The sequence below is a fragment of the Streptomyces sp. B5E4 genome, from assembly GCF_039871555.1.
Taxonomy (GTDB): Bacteria; Actinomycetota; Actinomycetes; order Streptomycetales; family Streptomycetaceae; genus Streptomyces.
Genome location: NZ_JBDPMI010000029.1, coordinates 44,987 through 70,636, shown reverse-complemented (window position 1 = coordinate 70,636; position 25,650 = coordinate 44,987). Strand labels below are relative to the sequence as shown.

The following is a 25,650-nucleotide window of genomic DNA, read 5'->3' as shown; positions in this document are numbered from 1 at the left end:
TGGGCCCCGCGACCGGGCCCCGGAGGGGCCCCTTCGACCCCGAACCCTACCGGCCGACTCACGGACAGTGACCGACAGTTGAGGGATGTCGCCCGCGGGCGGCGCGGGGGTGGGGAGGCTTACGGCCCCGGCTCCTCCGTGCGTTGCTCCGGGCCTTCCTCCGGGCCCTTCTCCGGGCCTTCCTCCGGGTGTGCGGAATGGGGGATCCCGTACAGCAGCGTGGCGCCGGCGAGCTGGAGCGCGGCGAGACCGGCGAGGAGTTGCGCCGGCGAGAGCGCGGAAGCCGAGGCGGCGGTGAGGGCCGCACCGGCGGACGCGGCGGTGGTCTTGAGCCCGGCGCCGAGGGTGAAGACCTGCGTACGGACCGCGAGCGGCGCGTGGTCGGCGCGGATGCGCAGGGTGGCGGCGAGCAGCGGCCCGTCGAAGAGACCGGCGAGTGCGAAGAGCGCCACGCACACCGGATGGGGCCCGGCCGTGGCGGCGCCGAGGAGCGCCGCCCCCGTACCGACGAGACAGATGCCGGCGAGCCGCACGTCGGAGAGCCCCGGCCCCCGCCGCGCGGCCCCCAGCGCCCCGACGAGCGCCCCGGCGGCCAGCACGGTGAGCAGCAGGCCGCCGCCACCGGGGTAGCCCCGCTCGTCGGCGAGCACCACGGCGGCGGGAGCGAGCCCGCCGACGCCGACGAAGGCGAGGGAGGTGGCGGCGGTGATCCCCCGCAGGGCGGGTATCCGCCACAACACCCGGAGCCCACCGAGCAGTTCCTCCCAGAGCGGGGAACGGGACGGGGAGCGTCGACGGCCGGGGCGGTCAGCACGGCGTGCGGCCGGCCGAGGCACCCGCAGGGTCGTGGCCAGGCCCGCCGCGCCCGCCGCCGACACGGCCAGGGTCGCCATCGCCGGGCCCGCGCCCCACACGCCCGCCGTCGTCGTCACCGCGGCCGGGGCGGCGATGCCCGCCGCGTTGTACGTGGCCGCGTCCAGGGCGTACGCGCGGGCGCGGGCGCCGGAGTCCGGGACCAGGCCCGCCAGCAGGCTCGACAGACCGCCGGTGACCATCGGCCCGCAGCAGCCGCCCAGCGCCGCGACCGCCAGCACCACCGGCACGGGGGCGCGGCCGAGGGTGAGGGCGACGCCCGCGATCGCCGCGGCGAAGACGCCGAGCGCCGCAACGTGGAACGCCGCGCCCGCACCCCGCGCCCGCGCGGCCAGCGCCCCGGTGAGCGGGGCGGCGACGGCGTGCGGCGCCATCCACGCCGCGAGCACCGCCGCGCCCTGGGCGGCGCTGCCGGTCCGGTGGAGGGCGAGCAACGTGACGGAGACGGCCATCCCGTCGTCGGCGAGCCGCGCACAGGTGGCCGTGGCCAGGTACCCCCGCAGCCCGCGCCCCATCCGACCCCGCCTCCTCGGTCCCGCTGTCCGGCCCCGCTGCCCCGTCGCGGCGGTCGTTCCGCCCCGTTGCCCGCCGTCGGCCCGCCCGCGTGAAGCGGCGCTCTGCGTACGGAGCAGTGCTCTCGCACGAGAGCACTGCTCACGCGGACGAGCGGCGCCTCTCGCGTGAGAGCGGCGCACTGAGCGGCAGGCCGCCGCCACCGGTGCTCGACTTCGTGATCGCCGCCCCGAAGCGAGAGCACTGCTCTCACCCAAGAGCGGCGCTCTCGGCTCGGAGCGTCGCTCTGAGCACCGCTCACTCCGCAGAGCACCGCTCTCCGTAACGGCTTATCGGATCAAGACGTTACACTATCGTCGACCGACCACCCCGCCCGCCCCAGGAGCCCCCGATGACCCCGCCGCCCTCACCCCCGGGCCACGGCTTCCGTCCCGCGCAGCGGCTCCTCGACGTCGCCAACGCCGTCCGCCGTGACCCCCGCATCCCCCGCGGCGACCTCGCCCGGCTCCTCGCCGCCCACGGCGAGACGCCCGCCGACCTCGCACCCGGCGCCTTCACCGACGCCGACGCCGACGCGCTGCGCGGCGCCGCCCGGCGGATGACCGCCGTGCTCACCGAGCCCGACGCGGACCGCGCCGCCGCCGCGCTCAACGACGTGTTCGCGGAGTGCGGCGCCCGGCCCCGGCTCTCCCGGCACGGCGACCACCCCTGGCACCTGCACGTGGATCGCGGCGACGACGCCGGCTGGGCCGACTGGTTCCTCGCCTCCGGCGCCCTCGCGCTGGCGCAGATCCTCACCGAGTACGGGCATCCGGCCTGGGGCGAGTGCGCCGCCCCCGACTGCACCGTGCTCTACCTCGGCACCGGCCCCGGCAGCGCCCGCCGCTACTGCTCCACGGCCTGCGCCTCCCGTACGCGCGTGGCGGCCCACCGCCGCCGCCGGGCCGAGCAGACCGAGCAGGCCGGGGAGACCGGGCAGGCAGACGCCTGACCCCCGGCCGCCGCCCCGCGCCCCTCCCACTCCGGTTCGCACCGTTTGCGCATTTCCTCCGCTCTTGTTTCAGTGAGGTGAGGTCCAGGCACCACCCCACCCACCGCCGCGGAGACTCACCTATGTCCCTCTCCCCCCTCGGCTCCTACGGCTCCTCGGACCCGTTCTCCGAGCTGCTCAACCGCTTCTTCGGCATGTCCCCCGCCACCTCACCGCCCGCCGTCCAGCGCGTGCCCATCGGCCGTCTCCTCACCGACTCCGCGCGCGAGCTGATCGGCCGCGCCCAGCGCCGTGCCGAGGAGGACGGCAGCGTCGACCTCGACACCGAGCACCTGCTCTGGGCCTGCACCCAGGTGGACCCCGCGCGCTCCGTCCTCGCCCACGCCGGCGCCGACCCCGACGAGCTGGCCCGCGCGGTCGCCGACGCGCTGCCGGGGGAGGGGAGCGCGGCGTCCTCGGAGCCGGAGCTGACGCCCGCCGCGAAGCGGGTGCTCCGTGGCGCGGTGGCCCGCTCGCAGGCCAACGGCACGTCGTACATCGGCCCCGAGCACATCCTCGGCGCCCTCCTCGACGACCCGGACGCCGGCGCCGCCCGGCTGCTCGGCGCGTACGGCACGGACACCGACCGGCTCCGTACCGGTGCGGAAGCCGCCACCGCCCACCACGCCCCGGGCCCCGCCAGGGCCGCGGGCCGGCCGGGCGCACCGGGCGGACCCCAGCCGCAGAGCGAGACCCCGACCCTCGACGAGTACGGCCGCGACATGTCCGCCGAGGCCCGCGCCGGCCGGCTCGACCCCGTCGTGGGGCGCGCCGAGGAGATCGAGCAGACCGTCGAGATCCTCTCCCGCCGCACCAAGAACAACCCGGTCCTCATCGGCGAACCCGGCGTCGGCAAGACCGCCATCGTCGAGGGCCTGGCGCAGCGCATCGAGACGGGCGACGTGCCGCAGACCCTCGTCGGCACGCGCGTCGTGGGCCTGGACCTGGCCGGTCTTGTCGCGGGCTCGAAGTACCGCGGCGAGTTCGAGGAGCGGCTGAAGAAGGTCATCGAGGAGGTGAAGAACACCGAGAGCAGCACGATCCTCTTCATCGACGAGCTGCACACCGTCGTCGGCGCAGGCTCCGGCGGCGAGGGCGCCATGGACGCGGGCAACATGCTCAAGCCCGCGCTCGCCCGCGGCGAACTGCACGTCGTCGGCGCGACGACGATCGACGAGTACCGCAAGCACATCGAGAAGGACGCCGCACTGGAGCGCCGCTTCCAGCCGGTGCTGGTGCCGGAGCCGACCGTCGCCGAGACCGTGCAGATCCTCGAAGGGCTGCGGGACTCCTACGAGGCCCACCACCAGGTCCGCTTCGCCGAGGAGGCGCTGGTCGCCGCCGCCGAGCTGTCCGACCGCTACGTCTCCGACCGCTTCCTGCCCGACAAGGCCATCGACCTCGTCGACCAGGCGGGCGCGCGGGTCCGCCTGCGCTCGATGGGCCGCAGCACCGAGGCCGTCGACCGCGAGGACCGACTGGCGAAGCTGCGCCGCGAGAAGGACGAGGCGGTCGCGGCGGAGAAGTACGAGAAGGCGTCGCAACTCAAGGAGCGGATCGCCGAGACCGAGGCGGAGCTGGCGGGCGTCGAGGAGCGGCGCGAAGGCGTGATGGAGGTGACCGCGGACGACATCGCCGGGGTGCTGTCGCGCTCGACCGGCATCCCCGTCGCCCAGTTGACGGAGAGCGAGAAGGACAAGCTGCTGAAGCTGGAGGAGGCGCTGCACGACCGGGTCGTCGGGCAGGACGAGGCGGTGGTGGCGGTCTCCGAGGCGGTACGCCGCGGACGCGCCGGCATGAGCGACCCGGACCGGCCGACGGGCTCGTTCCTCTTCCTCGGCCCGACCGGCGTGGGCAAGACGGAGCTGGCGAAGGCGCTGGCGGACCTGCTCTTCGGCGACGAGAACCGGATGATCCGCTTCGATATGAGCGAGTTCCAGGAGCGGCACACGGTCTCGCGGCTGCTGGGCGCCCCGCCCGGCTACGTCGGCTACGAGGAGGCCGGGCAGCTGACGGAGAAGGTGCGCAGGCGCCCGTACAGCGTGCTGCTCTTCGACGAGATCGAGAAGGCGCACCCGGACGTCTTCTCGGCGCTGCTCCAGGTGCTGGAGGACGGGCGGCTGACGGACGCGCAGGGGCGGACGGTCGACTTCCGCAACACCGTCGTCATCATGACGTCGAACATCGGCGCCCAGCGGATCCTCGCGCACAAGGGGCGCGCGGAGGAGATCCGTGACGAGCTGATGGAGGACCTGCGCGGGCGCTTCCTGCCCGAGTTCCTCAACCGCATCGACGAGGTCATCATCTTCCACGGGCTGACCGCCGACGACCTCGCCTCGGTGGTGGATCTGCTGCTGGACCGCAGCCGGCGGCGGCTGCGCGCGCAGGAGGTCGACCTGGAGGTGACGGAGAGGGCGAAGGAGCGCCTCGTCGCCCTCGGGCACCAGCCGGAGTTCGGCGCCCGGCCCCTGCGGCGCACGCTCCAGCGGGAGCTGGACAACCGGATCGCGAACCTGCTGCTCGACGGCTCGGTACGCCCCGGGGACACGGTGCTGGCGGACGTGGACGAGGACGGCGGCGAGCTGGTGTGCACGCTGATCCGGCCGGAGGACTCGAAGACGGAGGAGGCCGAGGTGGAGCGCGAGGAGGGCGGGCCGACGGCGCTGCGGGACGCGGCGTAGGCGGGTTCGGGCGGCGCGGCGCGGGGCGACGGTGCCGTACGCACCGGACGCACACCCGGCTCCGTACGCCCGCGCGCCCTGCCCGCGTCACGCCGGTGTCGTACGCCCCAGGCGCAGCAGGAACTCCGCGTTGCCGCCGCTCGCCTTCATCCGCTCCAGCAGCAGCTCCATGCTCTGCACGGTGTCGCGGTCGCCGAGCACCCGGCGGAGCCGGTGCAGCAGGGCGACCTCGCCGGGGGCGGCGAGCAGTTCCTCGCGCCGGGTGCCGGAAGCGTGGACGTCGACGGCGGGGAAGATGCGCCGCTCGGCGAGCGTGCGGCTGAGGCGCAGCTCCATGTTGCCGGTGCTCTTCAGCTCCTCGAAGTAGTAGTCGTCCGCGCGGGAGCCGGTCTCGACCAGCGCGGAGGCGAGGATCGTCAGCGAGCCGCCGCCCTCGATGTTGCGGGCGGCGCCGAAGAGCTTCTTGGGGATCAGCAGCGCGGAGGCGTCCACGCCGCCGCTGAGGGTGCGGCCGCCGGCGCCGGCGCTGTTGTTGGCGGCGCGGCACAGCCGGGTCAGCGAGTCCAGCAGGATCACGACGTCCTGCCCGCCCTCGACCATCCGCTTGGCACGCTCGATGGCCATGTCGGCGACGGCGACGTGCTCGTGGGCGGGGCGGTCGAACGTGGAGGAGATCACCTCGGCGCGCACGGAGCGCTGCATGTCGGTGACCTCTTCGGGGCGTTCGTCGAGGAGGACGACCATCAGGTGGCACTCGGGGTGGTTGACGGCGATGGCGTCGGCGAGGTGCTGGAGCAGGATCGTCTTGCCGGTCTTGGGCGGGGCGACGATCAGCCCGCGCTGGCCCTTGCCCACGGGGGCGAGGAGGTCCACGACGCGGTTGGTGAGCCGTCCCGCGGGAGTCTCCAGGCGCAGCCGCTCGGTGGGGTGGAGGGGGACGAGGTCGGTGAAGCGGGGACGGCGGGCGGCGGCCTCGGGGTCGAGGCCGGCGACGCGGTCGACGCGGGCGAGGGCGGGGACCTTCGGCCGCCGGTCGGCGGCGGCCCCGCGGTCGCGGCGCTTGCCGGACCCGGAACCCGAGCCCGAGCCGGCCCCGGAGCCGGACCTCGGCGCCTGGTCGCCGGCCGGAAGGACGCCGCCTTCCACGAGGTCGCCCTTGCGGAGGCCGAACCGGCGTACGAGGTTCGTGGGCACCTGGACGTCGTCGTCGCCCGGCTGCAGGCTGCCGACGCGCAGGAAGCCGTGGTTGCCCACGGGCTCGAACACCCCGGCGACCGCGGCGAGTTCGGACGTGGCCCGGACGGCACCGGCCGCCGGGGTTTCTGCTGTGGTGGGTGTCGTAGTAGTCATGCACGGTCCTTTCACGGACGGTGTCTCGGTTCCAAGGGGTGTGGGATGTGCGGCAGAGGCGCGGCTTGGGCACGCGCGGCCGCGTAGAGAGGTGGAACAACCTCGCTCGGCGTCAGTCAGCGACTCGACGGAGAACCGGAGCGCGGTGGTGAAGAAGCACGGGCGCCGACTGCGGGCGCGACTCGGTGCTGATGCCAGAGTAACATCCCCCGTCCCCCTGCCATTCCTTCTCGCCGCCACCGGCCCTCTGAACAGGGCCGTAGCGGCATATCCCGGCGAAAAGGGCTGCCCCGGTGTCAGAGGGGCATGTCACAGTGCTAGGGACATGACTGCTGCACTCATCGGACGAGACCACCCCGCGGGCGTGCTCCGCGCCGAGGCCGACCGGGCCGCGGACAGCCACGGGGGGCTCGTGCTGGTCACGGGCGAGCCGGGCATCGGCAAGACGTCGCTGGTCACCGCGGCGGTGGCCCAGGCGAGGCGGCGGGGGACGCTGGTGCTCGGCGGCTCGTGCTGGGCGTCGGACAGCGCCCCGGGGTACTGGCCGTGGGTCCAGGTCGTACGGGCGCTGCGGCGCGGGGTGCCGGCGGCCGAGTGGGCGGCGGCCCGCGAGGCGGCGGGCAGCGGGCTGGAGGTGCTGCTCGGCGAGGAGCAGGGCACGGCCGGCGCGGAGGCCCCCGGCGCGCACCGCGAGCACGGCGTGCCGGACGACCGCGGACGGGACGGCCGCGTAGGGGACGGCCACGGCCCGCACCACGACGGCGCACCCCACCACGACGGGGCACCCCACCACGACGGGGCACCCCACGGGACCGACCCCGCCGTCGTGGGCGGCCCCCCGACAGGACCGGGCACCGACCCGGCCGGCACCGGGACGTACGCCGACAGCTTCCACCTCGCCGACGCCGTGACCACCGCCCTGGTCGCCGTCTCGCACACCCGCCCCGTCATCGTCGTCCTCGACGACCTGCACTGGGCGGACCCCGCCTCCCTGCGCCTGCTGGAGTTCGCCGCGCAGCACACGTGGTTCGAGCGGCTGCTGCTCATCGGCACGTACCGGGACGCCGAGGTCGACACCCCCGGCCACCCGCTGCGCGAGCAGATGGCGCCGCTCATCGCCAAGGCCACCACCCTCACGCTCACCGGCCTCGACCGCGCCGGAACGGCCCGGCTCATGGCCCGTACCGCCGGCCGCGACCCGGACGAGGCGCTGGCCGCCGAGGTGCACCGGCGCACCGGCGGCAACCCGTTCTTCATCGAGCAGACCGCCCGCCTCTGGGCCGGCGGCGCCTCCGCGGACGCCGTGGCGCCCGGCGTGCGTGACGCGTTGCAGCGCCGTCTGCAACTGCTGCCGGCGCCGGTCGCCGAGCTGCTGGTCGCCGCCGCGGTGCTCGGCCGCGAGTTCCACCGCCAGGTGCTGGCCGCCGCCGTCGGCAGGCCGCCCGGGTACGTCGACCGGCTGCTGGAGACCGCGGTCGCCGCCCGGCTCGTCGTGGGCCGGGGCGCGGGCATGTTCGCCTTCGGGCACGACTTGGTGCGCGAAACGCTGTACGAGGATCTGGACCCCGCCGAGGCCCGCCGACGGCACGCGGACGTCGTACGCGCTCTGGAGGCCGCGCCCGCGCTGAGCGAGAAGGTCTTCCCCGCCGACCGCGCCCGGCACGCCTGGGCCGCGGGCGACGAAGTGCCCGCCGAGCAGGCCGTCGGGCTGCTGCGGGCCGCCGGGCGGGACGCCGGCAGCCGGCTCGCGTTCGAGGAGGTCCTCTCCCATCTGTGGCGGGCGTACGAGCGGTCCGCCGGGGCATCGGTGCGCTGCCGGGTGCTCACGGCCCTGGACCTGGGCGGCGCGCTGCTGCACGCGGGCAGGACGGCCGACGCCTGGCCGCTGTTCGAGGGCGCGGTGCGCACCGCCCGCGCGCAGGACGACCCCGAGATGCTGGCCCGCGTCGCCCTCGGCGTCTACAGCGCCGAGGGCTACTGCGCGATGATCCCCCAGGACCAGGCCGACGCCAACCGCCTGCTGCTGCGCGAGGCGCACCGCGCGCTGGCCCGCAGCTCCCACCCGGAGCCGGCCGGCGGCGCGGAGGGCGAAGGAGAGCTGACGGCCGACCAGATGGCGGCGGAGCTGAGCATCACCCTGTCGGTCAGCGCCCGCCGCGGCCAGGACGACGAGGAGCTGGGCTTCGGCCTGTGGACCCGGCACAACGCGATCTGGGGCCTGGGCACGGCCGCCGAGCGGCTGGCGCTGACGGAGGAGCTGATCACGCTCGCCGAGCGGGCCGGGAGCGCCGCGGGGCGGCACATCGCGGTGGCGATGCGCTGGGTGGCGATGCTGGAGCTGGGCGACCCGCGCTTCCCGCACACGTACCGCGGCTACGTCGAGGCCGCCGAGCGGAGCGACCTTCCCAGCATCCGGCACACCCTGGCCATGGACGAGGCCCTCGTCGAGACGCTGCGCGGCGACTTCGACGCCGCCGAGCGGCACATGGCGCACGTCGTGGAGCTGGGCAGGGACAACGAGCACGAGCACTGGATCGAGCTGCTCGACCACCACTGGTGGACGATCCGGATGCTCCAGGGCCGGTACGCGGAGGCGGCCGAGGCGGCGGCGAGGGTCACCGTCGCCGGGCACGGCTTCCCGGCCGTGCTGCAGGCGCTGACGGAGCTGCGCCGCGGCGACCCGGAGCCCGCGCTGCGGCTGGTCGCCGAGGGCCCGCCGACGGACGAGCAGCAAAACCGCGGCTTCTTCCCGCTGTGGCTGCGGCTCCAGGCGGAGACGGCGGCCGCGACACGGGACCCGGAGGTGGCCGCGTCGGTGCGGGAGGCGCTGTCGCCGCACCGCGGGCAGTGGCTCGTGGCGGTCTACGGCTGGGACATGAGCGGCCCCGTCGACTACTGGCTGGCGCTGGTCGACGCGGCGGAGGGCCGCTGGGACCCGGCCGCGGCCGGCTTCCGCGCGGCCCGCCGCTCGGCGGACCTCATGCAGGCCCGCCCGTGGTCGGTGCTGGCCCGCCACGGCCTGGCGCGGGTGCTGCGGGAGCAGGGCGACCCGGCGGCGGAGAAGCTGGCGCGCGAGACGGCGGAGGAAGCGGCCCGCCTGGGCATGAGGCTGGACGCGGACGAGCCCAGGACCGCGCCCCCGCCCTCCGAACCGCCGCCCACGGGCGAGGAGTTCCGCTACGACGGCCGGGTGTGGACGCTGACGTACGCGGGCCGGACCGTGCACCTCCCCGATGCCAAGGGCCTGCGCGACCTGCACACCCTCCTCGCCGCCCCCGGCACCGACCTCCCGGCCGTACGCCTCCTCAACCCGGAGGGCGGCGAGGAACTCCTCGCCGCGCACCGCATGGGCGGCGACCCCGTGCTGGACGCCGAGGCCAGGTCCCGCTACCGGCGCCGCCTGGAAGTCCTCGACGAGGAGATCGACCACGCCACCGCCGCCGGCGACGACACCCGCGCCGCCGCGTACGACCGCGAACGGGCGGCCCTCCTCGACGAACTGCGCGCCGCCGCCGGCCTCGCCGGCCGCACCCGCCGCCTGGGCGACGAGGCGGAGCGCGCCCGCAAAGCGGTGGGCGCCCGCATCCGCGACGCCCTCCGCAAGATCGCCAAGGGCCACCCCGATCTGGCAGCTCACCTCAAGGAATCCCTCTCCACAGGCACCACCTGCACGTACCACCCCCAGAACCCGGCCCCCACCTGGCGCCTGTGAACCAAATCTGGGGCTCCTCGGACTTCCCTATGCTGTAAGCACGAGAGACGAAGGCGGTGCCGGGCCATGGACAAGGCCAATGCGCTGGTTCAGCTGTGGCATGACCTTGAGGTCCCTGACGGGCTGCGGGTCGAACTACTCGACGGCGAGCTCGTCATGCAGGCAAACCCCGGGCACGTTCACGACCTTCCCGGTCGGAGCCTCGTTCGGCACACGCCGGAGCCTTTCGAGGCGTGGTCCGAGCGCGGGCTGCTGGTGGCCGACGACTATCGTCCGCGTGCCGACGCCGTGATCATCAGGAGTGCGGACCGCCCGGCGGACGAGGCGGACGCGGACTGGCCCGCGCAGATCGTGCTGGCCGTGGTCGAGACGGTCTCCAGTACCCGTACGGCCATCAAGCGAGACTGGGAGGACAAGCGGGAGCGCTACGCCTCCGTGGGCATCCCGGTCTACCTTGTCGTCGACCCCAACGACGCGACCTGGCACGTTCTGGAGCTGGAAGGCCGGGTGTACGTCGAGACCGACAAGGGCATCTTCGGCCAGCCACTCACCTTCCCCGAGCCGATGGGCTTCACCGTGCAGACGCACGGCTGGCACCCGTACCGCCCCGCGTCGACGGGCAGCAGCCGTGACTGATTCGGACCAGGGCCCCGAGGACGATCCGCCGCTCCACACGGCCTGGCTGGCCCAGGCACGCGAGGACGCAGAGCGGCTGAGGCACGAGAACCTGTCGGACGAGCCGCCCGCCTGGGAATGACCCGCCTCACCCCTCTACGAGGGTGCGGACGATCCGTGGCAACCGACGTGACAGACCGCCGCTGCCAGCGCTAGGCGCAGGCTCAGCCCAGATCGAGCACCATCACGTCGTGCACATCAGCACCGGCCCAAGGCCGTGCCTCGCCTACCTTCCGGTACCCCCACGCCCGGTACGCGGCCGATGCCGCCCTACTGCCGGGGTGGACGTTGAGCAGGACGCGCTCGGTCCCGATGCCGTGGAGCAGCGTCTCATGGATGCGGCGGGCAATGCCTTGTCCACGCCAGGGTGTGCGCACGGCGAGTTCCATGAGGCCGAACGTGCGGTGGCCGTCCTCGCGCCGCATGTCCTCGGCTACCGGTTCGGTGAGTCGGTCCCACCATCCCGTGTCGGCGCTGAGCGGATACCCGTACGCCATACCGGCCGGCTCACCGTCCCCGGCACTGGCCAGGACGGCACGGAAGCCGGGCTTGCGGGACTGGGAACGGAAGCGCCGGAAGGCGGCATTCACCTCGCTCTCGGTCTCCTCGTACGGTGGCTCCGCGAACGCTTCGGCGTAGATGAGGCGGAACGAGCCCAAGGGCTGTGCAGCGGCCCGTCCGTCCATCGGCTCCACGGCGACGGCCTGTGGTGGTGTCACGTGACGCTCCCTCGGACGGTTGCGCGGATGCGGTCGCCGCAGGTGCGGACCACGGCACTGTCCACTCCGCCCGCGGTCCGCCGGAACTCCCGCACCCTGCTGAGCAGCCGCGGCGAGGAGATGCCTCCCCAGTCCATCAGGCTTTGACGGCCGGACCGCGGAGCAGCGCGGCTATGAGGACGGCGCCGAGCGCGAGGAGTGCGGCAGCCGTGGTGAGCGCGAAGGAGAAGCCTTCGGTCGCCGTGTGCAGGGGGTCGTGCCCCGCGGTCGGCTCGTCGCGGCGGCGGGTGGCCAGTCCGACGAAGACCGCCACCCCCACCGCGCCCCCGACCTGCTGGACGGAGCTGAGGACGGCCGAGCCCAGCCCGGCGTTCTCCCCCGTGGTGCCGGTGAGTGCCGCGACGGTCAGGGCGGGCAGGCTCAGTCCGCACCCGAGGCTGGTCAGGAGCATGCCCGGCAGGACCCCGGAGGCGTAGCCGTCGTGCGGTGCGACCCCGGAGAGCAGCAGCAGCCCGGCCGCGGCGAGCAGGAACGACAGGACGAGGGCCGGCCGCGTGCCGAGCCTCCTCACGGCCCGGGAGGAGAGCCACATGCCGATGAGGATGCCGGCGCCGTACGGCAGGTAGGCGAGGCCGGCCGTCAGCGGGCGGTAGCCCAGCACGGTCTGCAGGTGCACCATCAGCAGGAAGGCCATCGCGTACATGGCGGCGGAGAACAGCAGGGTCGTCCCGTTGGCGACGGCGCGGATCCGGACGGCCAGGAACGACAACGGCACCAGCGGCTCGGCGGTGCGTGCCTCGACCCCGACGAAGGCGCCGGCCAGGAGGACGGCGAGCGCCAGGGGCCCGACCGCGCCCGGGTCGCCCCAGCCCGACTCGCCGGCCCGCAGCAGCCCGTAGACCAGCGACACGAGCGCACCGGTGCCCAGGACCGCACCGGGTACGTCGAGGCGCGCCACGCGCCCGGCCCGGCTCTCGGGGACCAGGCGCGGGAGCAGCACGACGGCCGCCAGCGCCACCGGCAGGTTGATCAGGAAGATCCAGCGCCAGGACGCGAGGCCGGTCAGCGCGCCGGAGATCACCAGACCCGCCGTGCCACCCAGACCCGCGATGCCGCCCCAGACGCCGAACGCCCGGGCGCGCTCCCGGGTACCGGGGAACAGGAGCGCGATCAGCGCCAGCGCGGCGGGGCTGGCCATGGCCGCTCCCGCACCCTGGACGAACCGCCCGGCCACCAGGTGCCAGGGCTCCTGCGCGAGCCCGCAGACCAGACTCGCCGCACCGAACAGGGTCACGCCGGCCAGGAAGACACGTCTGCGGCCCAGCAGGTCGGCCATGCGGCCGAACAGCAGCAACAGCCCGCCGAAGGCGAGGAAGTAGGCGTTGACGACCCATGCCAGGCCCGCGGTGCTGAAGCCGAGGTCGTCGCGCATGCTGGGGAGCGCGACGCTCACCACGTTGTCGTCCACGACGAGCATGAACTGCACGAAGCACAGGACGACCAGGGCCGGTCCGCGGCGTCCGAGGGCCTGGGCGCCGACCGCGGTCGACACCGCCGTCATGCCGGGCGTCCCGTGCTCTGGGACGGACGGTACCCACTGCGGTGGCGCCCGTGGCGCGGAGATGTGATCGGCATACGACGACGCTAGACACCCGCCGAGACGGCCGCGATGCGCTACAGGGCCATGTCATGTCGCGTTGGGGACATAGGCTGGGAGACATGACCGATGCCGTCTTCGGGGCCGTCCCGGTCGGCGTGGGCGCCATCGTCGTCGGGACCTTCCCGCTGGCGTCCGGCCAGTGGTTCGTCCCGCACAGCCACCCGCAGCACCAGTTGGCCTGGGCGCGGCGCGGTGTGCTCGGCGTCGCCGTCGGCGATGCGTACTGGGTCCTGCCGCGCACCCGGGCGCTGTGGCTGCCCGCGGGGGTCGTCCACCGGACCGGGGCGACCCGCGACGCGGTGCTGTGCAGCCTCTACTTCGCGCCGGACAGATGCGGGCTGGACTGGACGGAACCCACGCCGGTCGGCGTCGACGGGCTACTGGCCCACCTCTTCGTCCACCTCGGCGACGAGAGCCTTCCCGACGACGCGCGGCTGCGGGCCGAGGCGGTCGTCCTGGATCTCCTGCGCCCGCTGCCGGCCACCCCCATCGACGTCCCGAGTCCCTCCGACGACCGCGTACGCGCCGTCGCCGACGCGCTGCTCGCCGACCCCGCGGACCCCAGGAGTCTGGAGGCCCACGCGCGGGACGCCGGGGTGAGCCGGCGCACCCTGACCCGGCTCTTCGTCCACGACACCGGCATGAACTTCGACCGCTGGCGCACCCATGTGCGGCTGCGGGCCGCCCTGCCGCTCCTCGCCGAGGGCCAGCCCGTCTCCCGGGTCGCGCACACCGTGGGCTACGCGACGCCGAGCGCCTTCCTCGCGGCGTTCCGGCGGACCGTCGGCACCCCCCCGGGCCGCTACCTCAACGGCGAGGCGCCGCGTATCCCCGGTGGGTGATCACGGCCGGGCCCGGCGCCCGGCGGGGCGGCGGGCCCGTACCGCTCAGGACTGCTTCGGCTCTTCCAGCCGCGGGAACAGGATCGCGCCCTTGGTCACCCGCGCGCCCGCCGGGAGGCGGCCCCACTCGGCGGCCTCCGCGATCCGCTGGTCCGCCAGCGGGCCGAGGGCCGGCTCCGCGCCCAGGGAGGCCCAGAGCTCCTGGGAGGTCCGCGGCATCACCGGGTGCAGGAGGACCGCCACCGCGCGGAGGGCCTCCGCGGCCGTGTAGAGGATCGTCGCCAGCCGGGCCCGGGCCTCGTCGGACGGGTCCTTCGCGACCTTCCAGGGCTCCTGCTCCGTCAGGTACAGGTTGACCTTCTTGATGAAGTCGAAGACCGCCGCGATGCCGCCGGCGAAGTCCAGTTCGTCGCCGATCCGCCGGTCCGCCTCCGCCGCCGCGTGCGCCAGGCCGTCGACGATCACCTGCTCCGCGGCGCCCGCGGCGGGGGCCGCGGGGAGGCCGCCGTCGAAGTACTTGACGGTCATCGCACCCACGCGGGACGCCAGGTTGCCGAAGTCGTTGGCCAGTTCGCTGGTGTAGCGGTGGGTGAAGTCCTCCCAGGAGAACGAGCCGTCCTGGCCGTACTGGATGGCCCGCAGGAAGTACCAGCGGTACGCGTCGACGCCGAAGTGGTCCGTGAGGTCCTGCGGCTTGATGCCGGTCAGGTTGGACTTCGACATCTTCTCGCCGCCGACCATCAGCCAGCCGTTGGCGAAGACCTTGCCCGGCAGCGGAAGCCCGTTGGCCATCAGCATCGCGGGCCAGATCACCGCGTGGAAGCGGAGGATGTCCTTGCCGACGAGGTGGACGTCCGCCGGCCAGGTGCCCGCGAACTTCGCCTCGTCCGCGCCGTAGCCCACGGCGGTCGCGTAGTTGAGCAGGGCGTCGATCCACACGTAGATCACGTGCTTGTCGTCCCACGGCACCCGCACGCCCCAGTCGAAGGTGGAGCGGGAGATCGACAGGTCGTTGAGGCCCTGCCGGACGAAGTTGACGACCTCGTTACGGGCCGACTCGGGCTGGACGAAGCCGGGGTTGGCCTCGTAGAACTCCAGCAGCTTGGGGCCGTACTCGGAGAGCTTGAAGAAGTAGTTCTCCTCCTTCAGCATCTCCACCGGCGTCTTGTGGATCGGGCAGAGCTTCAGGCCCGCGTACTCTCCCTCGCCGTCGAGCAGCTCGCCGGGGGTCTTGTACTCCTCGCAGCCGACGCAGTACGGACCCTCGTAGCCGCCCTGGTAGATCTCACCCTTGTCGTACAGGTCCTGGACGAACTCCTGCACCCGGTCCGTGTGCCGCTTCTCCGTGGTGCGGATGAAGTCGTCGTTCGCGATCTCCAGGTGCTCCCAGAGGGGCTTCCACGCCTCCTCCACGAGCTTGTCGCACCACTCCTGCGGGGTGACGCCGTGCGCCTCCGCGGTGCGCATGATCTTCTGACCGTGCTCGTCCGTGCCGGTGAGGTACCACACCTTCTCACCGCGCTGGCGGTGCCAGCGGGTGAGCACGTCGCCTGCGACGGTCGTATAGGCGTGGCCCAGGTGCGGAGCGTCGTTCACGTAGTAGATGGGGGTCGAGACGTAGAACGCCTTCGTCCCCTGCTGCTCTTCTCCAGTGGCCGCCATGGTCGAAATCCTAACGGCCGCGGACCACCGCACTCATCCGATTACGTACGGTGACCAACCGCTCCTCGTACGCCGCGCATATGCCCCCCGGCGCGGGTTCACCTGGAGTTCAGGTCCGCTTCGCTCCCCGGCGGGACTACGCGCCTAGCGTCCGGCGCGAACTCACAGAATCCGGAGGGGATCGTGCGCAGACTTCTGCCGCTCATCGGCTCGCCGCACCCGGGCGGGCGCTCGGCCATGACCTGTCGCTACCGCTGTGGCGACGCCTGCTTCCACGAGGTTCCGAACACCAGCGACAACGAGTACGCCGGCGACATCGTCGCCCGCGCCGTCTCCCGCCGCGGGGCGCTGCGCGCCGGTGCCGCGGTGACCGTGGTGGCGGCCGGCGCGGGGATCGTCGGGGCCGCCCCGGCGACGGCCGCGCCGACCTCGCCGGCCGGCACCTTCGGCCGCGGGCCGGGCAACGGCGGCGACGCCGCCCGCGGCCTGCGCTTCGACGCGGTCGCGCCCAACACCGACGACACCGTCACCGTCGCCGACGGCTACGAGCAGAACGTCGTCATCGCCTGGGGCGACCCCGTCCTGCGCGGCGCCCCCGCCTTCGACCCGGCCCGCCAGACGGCCGCCGCCCAGGCCGGCCAGTTCGGCTACAACAACGACTTCCTCACCCTGCTGCCGCTGCGCGGCGAGCGCGACCGGCAACTGCTGGTGGCCAACCACGAGTACACCGACGAGCAGCTCATGTTCCCCGGGTACGACCCGGAGAACGTCACCCGCGAGCAGGCCGAGATCGGCTGGGCCGCACACGGCATGTCCGTCGTGGCCGTCCAGGAGGAGCACGGCCGGGGCAAGGACGGCGGCAGCCTCCGCGCCGTGTCGCGGCACCCGCTGAACCGCCGGATCACCGCCACCACCGAGTTCGAGCTGCGCGGCCCGGCCGCCGGCAGCGACCTGCTCAAGACCTCCGCGGACGCCACCGGGCGGCGCGTGCTCGGCACCCTCAACAACTGCGCCGGCGGCACCACCCCGTGGGGCACGGTGCTCTCCGGCGAGGAGAACTTCAACCAGTACTTCGCCAACGCCGGCTCCGTCACCGACCCCGTCGCCAAGCAGCGCCTCGCGCGCTACGGCCTCGCCGGCGGCGCCTCGCAGCGCAAGTGGGAGCAGTTCGACGACCGCTTCGACGTCGTCAAGGAGCCGCAGGAGTCGCACCGCTTCGGCTGGGTCGTGGAGATCGACCCGTACGACCCGGACTCGACCCCCGTCAAGCACACCGCGCTCGGCCGCTTCAAGCACGAGGGCGCCAGCATCCGGCTGACGCGCGACGGCCGCGCGGTCGCGTACTCCGGTGACGACGAGCGCTTCGACTACCTCTACAAGTTCGTCTCCGACAAGCGCATGGTGCGCGGCGACAGCCGCTGGGCGCGCGCCCACAACATGACGCTGCTCGACGAGGGCACGCTGTACGTCGCCAAGCTCACCGGCGACAGCCCGGCCGCCGAGATCGACGGCAGCGGCAAGCTGCCGGCGGACGGCGAGTTCGACGGCTCCGGCGAGTGGATCAAGCTGGCCAGCGGCGACCGCAGCTTCGTCCCCGGCATGACCGCCGAGGAGGTCTACGTCTTCACGCGCCTCGCCGCCGACAAGGCCGGCGCGACGAAGATGGACCGCCCGGAGGACGTGGAGCCCAGCCCGAACAGCGGCAAGGTGTACGTCGCGCTGACGAACAACACCAACCGCGGCACCGGCACCAACGCCAAGGCCGACGAGGCCAACCCGCGCAACGCCAACAAGCACGGGCACATCCTGGAGCTGACCGAGAAGCGCGACGACCCGGCGTCGACCGGTTTCGACTGGCGGCTGTTCCTGGTCTGCGGCGACCCGTCGGACCCCTCGACGTACTTCGCGGGCTTCCCGAAGGACAAGGTCAGCCCCCTCTCCTGCCCGGACAACGTGGCGTTCGACCCGTACGGCAACCTGTGGATCTCCACCGACGGCAACGCGCTGGGCAACCACGACGGGCTGTTCGGCGTGGCGACCACGGGCCGCTACGAGGGCCAGGTGAAGCAGTTCCTCAGCATGCCGACGGGCGCGGAGACCTGCGGCCCCGTCGTACAGGAGGACCGCGTGCTGGTGGCGGTGCAGCACCCGGGCGAGGTCGACGGCGCGTCGTACGAGAACCCGGGCTCCGCGTGGCCCGACGGCCCCGGCAAGCCGAACCGCCCGGCGGTCGTCAACGTCTGGCGCACCGGGGGCGGGCGCATCGGGGCCTGAAGCTTCTCCAGCAGGTGACCCCGATACACCCTTCGGTCCCGTAGCAGAACCTCCGGTTCGACGGGTCGGCGGCTCCGCGCGCACGTGTCGGCGTGCCGCGGGGCCGCGGGCCCGGGTTCCCCGGTCGAGCATATTAGGTTAGCCTCACCTAAGTCGATCGACCGAGGGGAACCCAGCCTTGCCCACCACCGCACCCGCCACCCCGCTCTCCCGCCGCACCCTGCTCACCTCGGCCGGCGCACTCGGCCTCGGCGCGCTCCTCGCCGCCTGCGGCGGCGACACGGCGAGCGGCGGCTCCGGCGGCGGCTGGTCCTTCACCGACGACCGCGGCGAGAAGGCCGCGACCGACCGCCACCCGGAGAAGCTCGTCGCGTTCGTCAGCTCCGCCGCCGCGCTGTACGACTACGGCGTGACCTGCACCGCGATCTTCGGCCCGAGCGAGCCGATCGACGGCAGGCCCAACCCGCAGGCGGGCGAGCTGGATCCGGCCGGGCTGGAGAGCCTGGGCGAGGCGTGGGGCGAGTTCAACGTCGAGAAGTACGCCTCGCTCGGCCCGGAGTTGCTGATCAGCAACATGTTCCCGCCGCCCGACCTGTGGTTCGTCCCGGAGGAGAGCCGGAAGAAGATCTTCGCGCTCGCCCCCGCGATCGGCATCAAGGGCGCGCACACGAGCCTCAGGGAGCCGCTGCGGCGGTACGAGGAACTGGCGAAGGCGCTCGGCGGCGACACCACCGGTGAGCGGGCCGCGGCCGACAAGAAGCGCTTCAAGGACGCCGAGGACCGGCTGCGTTCGGTCGCGAAGGCGAAACGCGGCATCAAGGTGCTGGCGATGACCGGCGACCAGGACAACATGTACGTCGCCGTCCCCGGCTCGTACACCGACCTGCACTACTTCCGGGACCTCGGGGTGGACGTGGTGGCGGGGAAGAAGTCCGACGAGTTCGGCTTCTGGGAGTTCCTGAGCTGGGAGAACACCGACAAGTACCACGCCGACCTGATCATGGTCGACAACCGCACGCAGGCCATGACGCCCGCGGCGCTCGCCGAGAAGCCCACCTGGAACCGGCTCCCGGCCGTCGAGGCCGGGCAGACGACGCCCTGGTCGATGGAGGAGCGCTACAGCTACCGCGGGTTCGCGCCCGTGCTGGAGCGGCTGGCCGACGCCATCGAGAACGCCGACAAGCTCGGCTGAGGAGCGGCATGGCTTTCCCCGAGGACGTACGCCCGCACACCGACACGGGCCTCGACACAGGCACCGACACCGGCACAGGCCCGGGCGCCGGCGCCGGCCCGGCCGCCCCGACGCCCGCCGAGCGGGTACGCACGATCCTGGCGACCGCCGGCTCGCTGACGCTGGAGACCGACGGCTTCCGCTGCGACCTGGTGGGCCTGCACACCGCGGCCCCCGGCCCCGGCGGGCCGCTGCTGCGACTGCGCCCGCCCGCGGACAGCGCGCTCGCGGCCCGGGTGGTCTGCGCCCCGACGGGCGACCTGCCGGTGCGGCTGCACCTGACGGACATCGCGCCGGTGGAGGTACGGGACCGGGTACGGGCCCGGGTGATGCTCACCGGATGGCTGGCGCCGGAGCGGGCGCAGCCGGAGGCGGACCGGCTGGTGCTGGGCTTCGACCCGGCGGAGGCGCTGGTGGTCACGGCGGGAGCCGGCACGGAGGACCCCGGGGCGGCGGTCGTGGACCTGGACGAACTGGCCGCGGCCGCGCCCGACCCGCTGGCGGTCCAGGAGTCGGCGATGCTGCTGCACCTGGCGGACTCCCACCGCAACGCGGTCGACGCCCTGACCCGGCTGCTCAGCCCGTCCGCGCTGCACGGCGTGGTCCGGGTCCACCCCCTGGCGCTGGACCGCCACGGCCTGACGCTCCGCCTGGAACACCCCCGCATCCACCACGACACCCGCCTGCCCTTCGCCACTCCCCTCACCGACCCCGCCGAAGCGGGCCCGGCCATCCAGACCCTCCTCTACGCCGCCCACCACTGCCCCCGTCGCGGCCCCCGCCGGGGCAGGTAGCTGGGCAGTCGTTCCCGATCGGAGCCGGCTGACGGAGAACCGCGGCCTACAGAGAGCTGCGGTACGTGAGGAGCCCCTCGACCCCGCGCAGGAATGTCTCACCGACGGTTTCCGGATCGGTCAGGCAGCCCGCGGCCATGGCGCCGTCCCGCATCATGACGAAGTGCCGGCCGGCGGGCTCCGCGTCGGGTTTTCCGGTGTCGGTGAAGAGTCCGGTGACGGTGTCCAGGAACCACCGCCGGTGCGTGAGGACCGCTTGGTGGACCGGATGGTCCGGATCGGGGTACTCGGCGGCGGCGTTGAGGAACGCGCATCCCCGGAAGCCGTCGCGCCGGATGTCGTCGGCGATCCCCCGGCCGATGATCCGGATGGCCTCCTCGGGAGAGGCACCCTGGTCACGTGCGGCGTTCACACGTGCCCGGATCGCCTCGTCGACCTGCGTCAGGTAGGCGACGAGGAGGTCGTCCTTGCTCCGGAAGTGCCTGTAGAGCGTGGCGCGGGTGACCTGGGCCTCGGCGATGATGCGGTCGACCCCGACGGCGTGCAGACCTTCGGCGTAGAACAGCCCGCTGGCCGTGTCGAGCAGCCGGGTCCGTGCTTCCGACATCCGCTTCCCTCCCGGGATTCCGCCTCCTGAGACGCTCCTTCGAGATTAGCAGATAGAACGGTCGGTCTTGACAAGAGAACAGAGGGTGCTTCACGCTCAGGTGTACCGACCGTTCTATCTCGTAGGGTCGGGATCGTTCCTTGCTTCCAACCAGGGGAGAGACAAGATGTCGAGCTCCATCGAGACCGGCCGTACCGGCATCGCGAAAGACACCGCCGGCGCGACCGACCGGCTGCGGAACCTGTACTACGTCCGCTTCGGGTTCGCCGTGATCTGGGCGGTCCTGGTCGCACTCACCGCTTCGACCCTCAACCCGGCGAGTGTCGCCCTCTTGGTGATCTATCCGGTCTTCGACGTCGTGGCAGCCGTGGTCGACTTCCGCACCCCGGGTGCCCGACCGCGAGCCCTGCTTCGCGTCAACATGGCCCTGAGTCTGCTCACCGCCGTAGGACTGGCTGCCGCCGTCGCCTCGGACATCCCGGACGTCCTGCGGGTGTGGGGTGCCTGGGCGATCACCGCGGGCATCGTCCAGTTGGCCGTCGCACTCTCGCGCTACCGGCTCGGTGGCCAGTGGGCGATGATCCTCAGCGGTGGAATCTCCACCCTCGCGGGTGCCCGTTTCCTCATGACGGCCGACGGGGCGGACTCACTCACCTCCCTCGCCGGCTACGCGACGCTGGGCGGCGTCTTCTTCCTCATCTCGGCGACCCGCCTCCACCGCCGCGCGGCCGAGGCGACGTGACTTGGCGGGCGCGAGCCGGGGCTGAGGGCCGGCGAGGGCGAGGGCGGCTGCCGCCAGGACCGCCGGGAGGGCGGCCAGGGCATAGCACAGGGGGAGGGGCGCGTTGTCGATCAGGAGGCCCGTGGCGGCGGTGGCCGTGGAGGAGCCGGCGTTGAGGGCGGTGTTGACCCAGGCGCCCGCCTTCGTACGGGAGTCGGGGGCAGCCGACTCCTCCGCGATCAGGTACGCCGTCGTGATGCCCGGTGCCACGAAGACCCCGAACAGGGCGGCGCAGCCGAGGAGGACGTACGGGTGCGGGGCCAGGCCCGTGGCGGCGAGCAGCAGGCCCAACGCGCCCGCCAGCACCGGCAGCCGGCGGGTGCCGGGTGCGCGCCAGGCGACGGCCCCGTAGGCGAGCCCGCCGACGGCGCTGCCCGCGGACATCGCGGCGAGGATCCAGGGCACCAGGCCCGCGGCGTCGTGCTCGTCGGCGAAGGCGACGACGAGCAGGTGCAGCGCCCCCAGGCACACCCCCACCCCGGCCACCCCGATGACCGCCTGCTTCATCGGACGGTTTCCGCGCAGGACTCCCGGAGTGGGGCCCGCTGCCCTGCCCGTCGTGGCGCGGGAACCCTTCCCGGCGCCCGCCGCCGGCGACGTGACCAGTGCCAGCGTGCCGCCGAGGATCAGGCCCGCGCCCACCCCCAGGCCCACGGTCGCCGGCGCCACGGTCACGATCGCGCCCACCAGCAACGGCCCCGTCACCAGCAGCAGTTCCTCGGCGACCGAGTCCAGGCTGTACGCGCGCGGCAGCAGCCCCGGCGGCACCAGGTCGCTCCACAGCACCCGCATCACGGGACCCAGCGGCGGCGTCGACGCCCCGGCCGCCGCCGCCAGCGCGGTCAGCCCCGCGGCGCCCGCGCCGCCGCCCGCGGTGACGAGGCCCAGCGCCGCCAGCAGCACCGCGTACGCGGCGGCCATCGGCGGCAGCGCCCGCCGCGGGCCGTGCCGGTCGATGAACCCGGCCCGTACCGGGGACAGGGTCACGCTGGTGGCCCCGAAGCACGCCATGGCGGCCCCCGCCGCGGCGTACGACCCGGTGGCGTCCTTGACGGAGAGCAGCAGCGACAGCGGGACCATCCCGTACGACAGCCGCCCCAGCAGGGCGGCACCGAAGGTGCGGGAGGCATGGGGGATGCGCAGCACAGCCGCGTATGACGGCGCAGACATGGTGACGTTCCTCGGTGAAGGGAGCGCGGCGCAAGAGCGCTCCGAGGTGTGCATGGGCGGCATACGGCCACGCCCGACGGGCGCGGCGGCACCGCTCCTATGCACGGAGGAGGAACATGCGGCCGAACTTAGCAGACGAGGAGGCGGACATGACCGGGCCCGCCCCCTTCCGGTCGGGAAGGGGGCGGGCCCGGTCGTGCTCCGCGTCGCGTTACTTCCTGGCGTACAGGCGCATCGTGATCGGGCCGAAGACCGCCACGATCACGCCCGCCCAGCCCAGCGTCCACGCGATGTCCGAGCCCGGCCACTCGCCGTGCATCAGCTCGCGGACCGCGGACGCGAGGTGCGTCACCGGGTTGTTGTTGACGAACGCCTGGAGCCAGCCCGGCATCGTCGACGGGTCGACGAAGATGTCGCTGAGGAACGTCGTCGGGAACAGGACCATCATGCTGACGCCCATGACCGACTTCTCCGTGCGGAGCAGCAGGCCGAACATCGTCCAGATCCACGAGAACGCGAACGAGAAGACGATCAGCAGCGCCACCCCCGCGAGGACTCCCACCACGCCGCCGTCCGGGCGGAAGCCCATGATGAGGCCGACCCCGACCATCACCACCGACGCTATGAGGTAGCGCAGCATGTCGCCCAGCAGGTAGCCGACCATCACCGCGGGGCGCCAGATCGGCAGCGAGCGGAAGCGGTCGAAGACGCCCTTCTCGATGTCGGTGTTGACGGAGACGCCCGTGTACATCGTGATCATGACGATGCTCATCACCAGGATGCCCGGCAGCAGGTACTGCAGGTAGTCCGAGGTGGAGCCGGCCAGCGCACCCCCGAAGAGGTACGTGTACATCAGCACCATCATGATCGGGAAGGCGGTGACGTCGAAGAGCTGCTCCGGCACGTGCTTGATCTTCAGCACGGCGCGCCAGCCGAACGTCACGGAGGCCGACCACGGACTCGGCGTTGGTGGCCGTTCCTTGGAGACCAGCAGCTCCGCCAGGCTCTCGGTGGTGACCGGCGCGAGGTCCTCGGCATCGGCCTGGGACTTGGCCGTGGTCTGGGTCTCGGTCGCGGTGCTCATGCTGCTGCCTCCTGGGTCTCGGCACCGGCCGGGCGGTCGGTGAGGGCGAGGAAGACCTCGTCCAGGCTGGGCTGGCCCAGCGAGAAGTTGTCGACGGTGATGTCCGCGCGGGCCAGCTCGGCCAGCGCGGCGGCGGCCTGGGCGGCGGCCCCCTTGCCGTTGTCACCACTGCCGACGCGGGCGGTCAGCGCGACGGGGTCGGGCTCCAGTTGCACCTGGGCGCCGGCGAGCGCGCTCTCCAGCAGGGCGACCGCCTCCGCGCGCTGCGCGGCGTCGCGCAGCCGGAGGTGGACGGAACCGGCGCCGACGGACGCCTTCAGCTCGCCCTTGGTGCCCTCGGCGATGACCTTGCCGTGGTCGATGACCGCGATCCGGGAGGCGAGCTGGTCCGCCTCGTCCAGGTACTGGGTGGTGAGCAGGACGGTGGTGCCCTGGGCGACGACCGCGCGGACGATGTCCCAGACCTGGTTGCGGCTGCGCGGGTCGAGGCCGGTGGTCGGCTCGTCGAGGAAGAGCAGGTCGGGGGTGTTGAGGATGGACGCGGCGATGTCGATGCGCCGCCGCATGCCGCCCGAGTAGTTCTTCACCTGCTTGGCCGCCGCCTCGCTCAGGCCGAACGCCTCCAGCAACTGCGCGGCGCGCACCCGCGCGGCCGCGGGCCTGTGCCCGAGGAGGCGGCCGAGCAGCACCAGGTTCTCGGTGCCGGTCAGGTCCTCGTCCACGGAGGCGTACTGGCCGGTGAGGCTGACCCGGGAACGTACGGCGTTGGCGTCGCGGACGACGTCCTTGCCGAAGATCCGGGCCTCGCCGCCGTCGGGGCGCAGCAGAGTGGCGAGCATCTTCACGGTGGTGGTCTTCCCGGCGCCGTTGGGGCCGAGGACGCCGTAGACGGTGCCGCGGGGGACGGCGAGGTCGACGCCGTCCACCGCGCGGGTCTCGCCGAACACCTTCACAAGTCCTGACGTTTCGATCGCCAGGCCGGACGAGTCGTGAGTCATGTGCTTCTTCTCCAGATTCTCCAACATCAGTGATATATGCGGCTTTTGCTACGCCACGTACGGCCGCGCCGCGCGGGCCTCTCTCAGCGCGAGACCCCACCAGGTGAGCTGGTCCAGCAAGGCGCCGGCGGCGCGTACCAGCCCGTCCGAATAGAGGGACCCGCCGGCCGGGAATTTCTCATCGGTGAAGCGCAGGTCGATTCCGACCGAGTCCCGCACGGTGACCGTGTGCAGCTCGGTGAAGACCGACCTCAGGTGCTCCACGGCGCGTACGCCGTCGCAGCCGAAGCCGTACGAGACGAAGCCGACCGGCTTCGCGTGCCACTCGTCGTAGCCGATGTCGATGGCGTGCTTGAGCTGGGCGGGGAAGCTGCGGTTGCACTCGGGGGTGACCACGACGAACCCCTCCGCCCACGCCAGCTCGGCGGTGAACGAGGACATCTGCTCGGTCGGGTGCGCGGGGTAGCGCAGCGGGAGGTCGAAGTCGGCGAGGTCCAGCACGCGCAGGGCCATGTCGCCGCGCTCGCCGGCCAGCTCGTCGAGCCAGTGCGCGACGGCAGGGGGGCGGCAGTCGGGCTCCTCCTGGCCGCCGAGGATGCACGCTATCCGCAGCCGGGCGGACTCGCCGGACGCACCCGAGGGGCCGGCCGCGTCCACGGGGCCGGGCATCTCGCGTACGCCGGACTCGCCGTTCCGCATCGGACACCTCCCGGTCCCGGGCCACCCCGGGCGGTGCGCCCCGGGCCTTCACCCTTCAGGCGCCAGAAACCGGCACGCGCCCGCTAGATCCGATCTAGCGGGTCGCGCGCATCGCCCGCGCGCGGGGCGGGAGCATGCCGCGCACCCCCTCCCGCCTGCACGTTCGCTCCGTGATCGCGCTTTCATCACAGCCGCATAACGGCATCATGTCTGGTCGTCCACTGTTCATCCCTTGCTCACCGAAGCCGCCCCGCACGGCCGACTGCCGCCACTTCGATACAGGACCCGAGTTATG

The 25,650-nt window shown here is 73.3% G+C and carries 20 protein-coding genes; 10 read left to right on the top strand and 10 right to left on the bottom strand.

All coding sequences use genetic code 11. The features are described 5' to 3' along the window. Nucleotides 1–119: 119 nt before the first annotated feature. On the bottom strand, nucleotides 120–1,388 hold the full coding sequence (locus ABGA99_RS28980) for an MFS transporter (RefSeq protein ID WP_347583762.1): 1,269 nt from the start codon (nucleotides 1,386–1,388) through the stop codon (nucleotides 120–122). A gap of 389 nt (nucleotides 1,389–1,777) precedes the next feature. Here ABGA99_RS28980 and ABGA99_RS28975 point away from each other — a divergent pair, with 389 nt between their 5' ends. After that, nucleotides 1,778–2,377, top strand: a complete 600-nt coding sequence (locus ABGA99_RS28975; RefSeq protein WP_347583761.1) for a CGNR zinc finger domain-containing protein — start codon at nucleotides 1,778–1,780, stop codon at nucleotides 2,375–2,377. A 122-nt stretch (nucleotides 2,378–2,499) separates the two neighbouring features. Beyond that, on the top strand, nucleotides 2,500–5,097 hold the full coding sequence (locus ABGA99_RS28970) for an AAA family ATPase (RefSeq protein ID WP_347578048.1): 2,598 nt from the start codon (nucleotides 2,500–2,502) through the stop codon (nucleotides 5,095–5,097). An 87-nt stretch (nucleotides 5,098–5,184) separates the two neighbouring features. Here ABGA99_RS28970 and rho read toward each other — a convergent pair whose 3' ends face one another. Beyond that, nucleotides 5,185–6,363: a transcription termination factor Rho gene (gene rho / locus ABGA99_RS28965; RefSeq protein WP_347583782.1), complete on the bottom strand. Its 1,179-nt coding sequence runs from the start codon at nucleotides 6,361–6,363 to the stop codon at nucleotides 5,185–5,187. Nucleotides 6,364–6,772: 409 nt separating this feature from the next. On the opposite strand from rho, the gene ABGA99_RS28960 reads away from it, so the two are divergent. The 3 genes from ABGA99_RS28960 (at nucleotide 6,773) to ABGA99_RS28950 (ending at nucleotide 10,916) form a co-directional block, all read left to right on the top strand. Beyond that, a complete protein-coding gene (locus ABGA99_RS28960; protein WP_347583760.1) occupies nucleotides 6,773–10,159 on the top strand; it encodes an AAA family ATPase in 3,387 nt (1,128 codons plus the stop codon). 66 nt (nucleotides 10,160–10,225) lie between these two features. Further along, nucleotides 10,226–10,795 carry a Uma2 family endonuclease gene (locus ABGA99_RS28955; RefSeq protein ID WP_347578046.1) on the top strand — a complete coding sequence of 190 codons (570 nt, stop codon included), beginning with the start codon at nucleotides 10,226–10,228 and terminating at the stop codon, nucleotides 10,793–10,795. Beyond that, entirely contained in the window at nucleotides 10,788–10,916 is a 129-nt protein-coding gene (locus ABGA99_RS28950; protein WP_347578045.1) for a hypothetical protein, read from the top strand. Before ABGA99_RS28955 ends, ABGA99_RS28950 begins: the two co-directional genes overlap by 8 nt. Nucleotides 10,917–10,998: 82 nt before the next feature. On the opposite strand, the gene ABGA99_RS28945 is transcribed toward ABGA99_RS28950, so the two are convergent. After that, on the bottom strand, nucleotides 10,999–11,520 hold the full coding sequence (locus ABGA99_RS28945) for a GNAT family N-acetyltransferase (RefSeq protein ID WP_347578221.1): 522 nt from the start codon (nucleotides 11,518–11,520) through the stop codon (nucleotides 10,999–11,001). Nucleotides 11,521–11,689: 169 nt separating this feature from the next. Beyond that, entirely contained in the window at nucleotides 11,690–13,114 is a 1,425-nt protein-coding gene (locus ABGA99_RS28940; RefSeq protein ID WP_347583759.1) for an MFS transporter, read from the bottom strand. A 158-nt stretch (nucleotides 13,115–13,272) separates the two neighbouring features. On the opposite strand from ABGA99_RS28940, the gene ABGA99_RS28935 reads away from it, so the two are divergent. Next, nucleotides 13,273–14,055 carry a helix-turn-helix transcriptional regulator gene (locus tag ABGA99_RS28935; RefSeq protein WP_347583758.1) on the top strand — a complete coding sequence of 261 codons (783 nt, stop codon included), beginning with the start codon at nucleotides 13,273–13,275 and terminating at the stop codon, nucleotides 14,053–14,055. 45 nt (nucleotides 14,056–14,100) lie between these two features. Here ABGA99_RS28935 and metG read toward each other — a convergent pair whose 3' ends face one another. Beyond that, entirely contained in the window at nucleotides 14,101–15,717 is a 1,617-nt protein-coding gene (gene metG, locus ABGA99_RS28930) for a methionine--tRNA ligase (protein WP_347583757.1), read from the bottom strand. A 183-nt stretch (nucleotides 15,718–15,900) separates the two neighbouring features. Between metG and ABGA99_RS28925 the strand changes: the two genes are divergently transcribed. The 3 genes from ABGA99_RS28925 (at nucleotide 15,901) to ABGA99_RS28915 (ending at nucleotide 20,016) form a co-directional block, all read left to right on the top strand. Further along, a complete protein-coding gene (locus tag ABGA99_RS28925) occupies nucleotides 15,901–17,991 on the top strand; it encodes a PhoX family phosphatase (protein WP_347578041.1) in 2,091 nt (696 codons plus the stop codon). Between the two features lie 178 nt (nucleotides 17,992–18,169). Next, nucleotides 18,170–19,183: an ABC transporter substrate-binding protein gene (locus tag ABGA99_RS28920; protein WP_347578040.1), complete on the top strand. Its 1,014-nt coding sequence runs from the start codon at nucleotides 18,170–18,172 to the stop codon at nucleotides 19,181–19,183. Nucleotides 19,184–19,191: 8 nt separating this feature from the next. Beyond that, nucleotides 19,192–20,016, top strand: coding sequence for a DUF2470 domain-containing protein (locus ABGA99_RS28915; protein WP_347583756.1), 825 nt, complete (start codon nucleotides 19,192–19,194; stop codon nucleotides 20,014–20,016). Nucleotides 20,017–20,062: 46 nt separating this feature from the next. Here ABGA99_RS28915 and ABGA99_RS28910 read toward each other — a convergent pair whose 3' ends face one another. Beyond that, complete coding sequence (locus ABGA99_RS28910) at nucleotides 20,063–20,623, bottom strand: TetR/AcrR family transcriptional regulator (protein WP_347583755.1); 561 nt, start codon at nucleotides 20,621–20,623, stop codon at nucleotides 20,063–20,065. A gap of 166 nt (nucleotides 20,624–20,789) precedes the next feature. Here ABGA99_RS28910 and ABGA99_RS28905 point away from each other — a divergent pair, with 166 nt between their 5' ends. Next, the gene (locus ABGA99_RS28905; RefSeq protein WP_347583754.1) at nucleotides 20,790–21,365 is read left to right on the top strand and encodes a hypothetical protein; all 576 of its coding nucleotides are present in this window, start codon (nucleotides 20,790–20,792) and stop codon (nucleotides 21,363–21,365) included. On the opposite strand, the gene ABGA99_RS28900 is transcribed toward ABGA99_RS28905, so the two are convergent. From ABGA99_RS28900 to ABGA99_RS28885, 4 genes are all read right to left on the bottom strand, one after another. Further along, nucleotides 21,270–22,550 carry an MFS transporter gene (locus ABGA99_RS28900; protein WP_347583781.1) on the bottom strand — a complete coding sequence of 427 codons (1,281 nt, stop codon included), beginning with the start codon at nucleotides 22,548–22,550 and terminating at the stop codon, nucleotides 21,270–21,272. The genes ABGA99_RS28905 and ABGA99_RS28900 overlap by 96 nt on opposite strands. A 235-nt stretch (nucleotides 22,551–22,785) precedes the next feature. Then, entirely contained in the window at nucleotides 22,786–23,658 is an 873-nt protein-coding gene (locus ABGA99_RS28895) for an ABC transporter permease (protein ID WP_347578035.1), read from the bottom strand. Further along, nucleotides 23,655–24,656 carry an ATP-binding cassette domain-containing protein gene (locus ABGA99_RS28890; protein ID WP_347578220.1) on the bottom strand — a complete coding sequence of 334 codons (1,002 nt, stop codon included), beginning with the start codon at nucleotides 24,654–24,656 and terminating at the stop codon, nucleotides 23,655–23,657. The genes ABGA99_RS28895 and ABGA99_RS28890 overlap by 4 nt, the downstream gene beginning before the upstream one ends. 48 nt (nucleotides 24,657–24,704) lie before the next feature. Next, nucleotides 24,705–25,355, bottom strand: a complete 651-nt coding sequence (locus ABGA99_RS28885; protein ID WP_347578034.1) for an NAD(P)H-dependent oxidoreductase — start codon at nucleotides 25,353–25,355, stop codon at nucleotides 24,705–24,707. Nucleotides 25,356–25,650: the final 295 nt, after the last annotated feature.

What these genes read in the sequence shown, in the direction of transcription:
- ABGA99_RS28980 (WP_347583762.1), bottom strand. Translation starts at nt 1,388, where the DNA reads ATGGGGCGCGGGCTGCGGGGGTACCTGGCCACGGCCACCTGTGCGCGG.
- ABGA99_RS28975 (WP_347583761.1), top strand. Translation starts at nt 1,778, where the DNA reads ATGACCCCGCCGCCCTCACCCCCGGGCCACGGCTTCCGTCCCGCGCAG.
- ABGA99_RS28970 (WP_347578048.1), top strand. Translation starts at nt 2,500, where the DNA reads ATGTCCCTCTCCCCCCTCGGCTCCTACGGCTCCTCGGACCCGTTCTCC.
- ABGA99_RS28960 (WP_347583760.1), top strand. Translation starts at nt 6,773, where the DNA reads ATGACTGCTGCACTCATCGGACGAGACCACCCCGCGGGCGTGCTCCGC.
- ABGA99_RS28955 (WP_347578046.1), top strand. Translation starts at nt 10,226, where the DNA reads ATGGACAAGGCCAATGCGCTGGTTCAGCTGTGGCATGACCTTGAGGTC.
- ABGA99_RS28945 (WP_347578221.1), bottom strand. Translation starts at nt 11,520, where the DNA reads ATGGACGGACGGGCCGCTGCACAGCCCTTGGGCTCGTTCCGCCTCATC.
- ABGA99_RS28940 (WP_347583759.1), bottom strand. Translation starts at nt 13,114, where the DNA reads ATGACGGCGGTGTCGACCGCGGTCGGCGCCCAGGCCCTCGGACGCCGC.
- ABGA99_RS28935 (WP_347583758.1), top strand. Translation starts at nt 13,273, where the DNA reads ATGACCGATGCCGTCTTCGGGGCCGTCCCGGTCGGCGTGGGCGCCATC.
- metG (WP_347583757.1), bottom strand. Translation starts at nt 15,717, where the DNA reads ATGGCGGCCACTGGAGAAGAGCAGCAGGGGACGAAGGCGTTCTACGTC.
- ABGA99_RS28915 (WP_347583756.1), top strand. Translation starts at nt 19,192, where the DNA reads ATGGCTTTCCCCGAGGACGTACGCCCGCACACCGACACGGGCCTCGAC.
- ABGA99_RS28910 (WP_347583755.1), bottom strand. Translation starts at nt 20,623, where the DNA reads ATGTCGGAAGCACGGACCCGGCTGCTCGACACGGCCAGCGGGCTGTTC.
- ABGA99_RS28905 (WP_347583754.1), top strand. Translation starts at nt 20,790, where the DNA reads ATGTCGAGCTCCATCGAGACCGGCCGTACCGGCATCGCGAAAGACACC.
- ABGA99_RS28895 (WP_347578035.1), bottom strand. Translation starts at nt 23,658, where the DNA reads ATGAGCACCGCGACCGAGACCCAGACCACGGCCAAGTCCCAGGCCGAT.
- ABGA99_RS28890 (WP_347578220.1), bottom strand. Translation starts at nt 24,656, where the DNA reads ATGACTCACGACTCGTCCGGCCTGGCGATCGAAACGTCAGGACTTGTG.
- ABGA99_RS28885 (WP_347578034.1), bottom strand. Translation starts at nt 25,355, where the DNA reads ATGCGGAACGGCGAGTCCGGCGTACGCGAGATGCCCGGCCCCGTGGAC.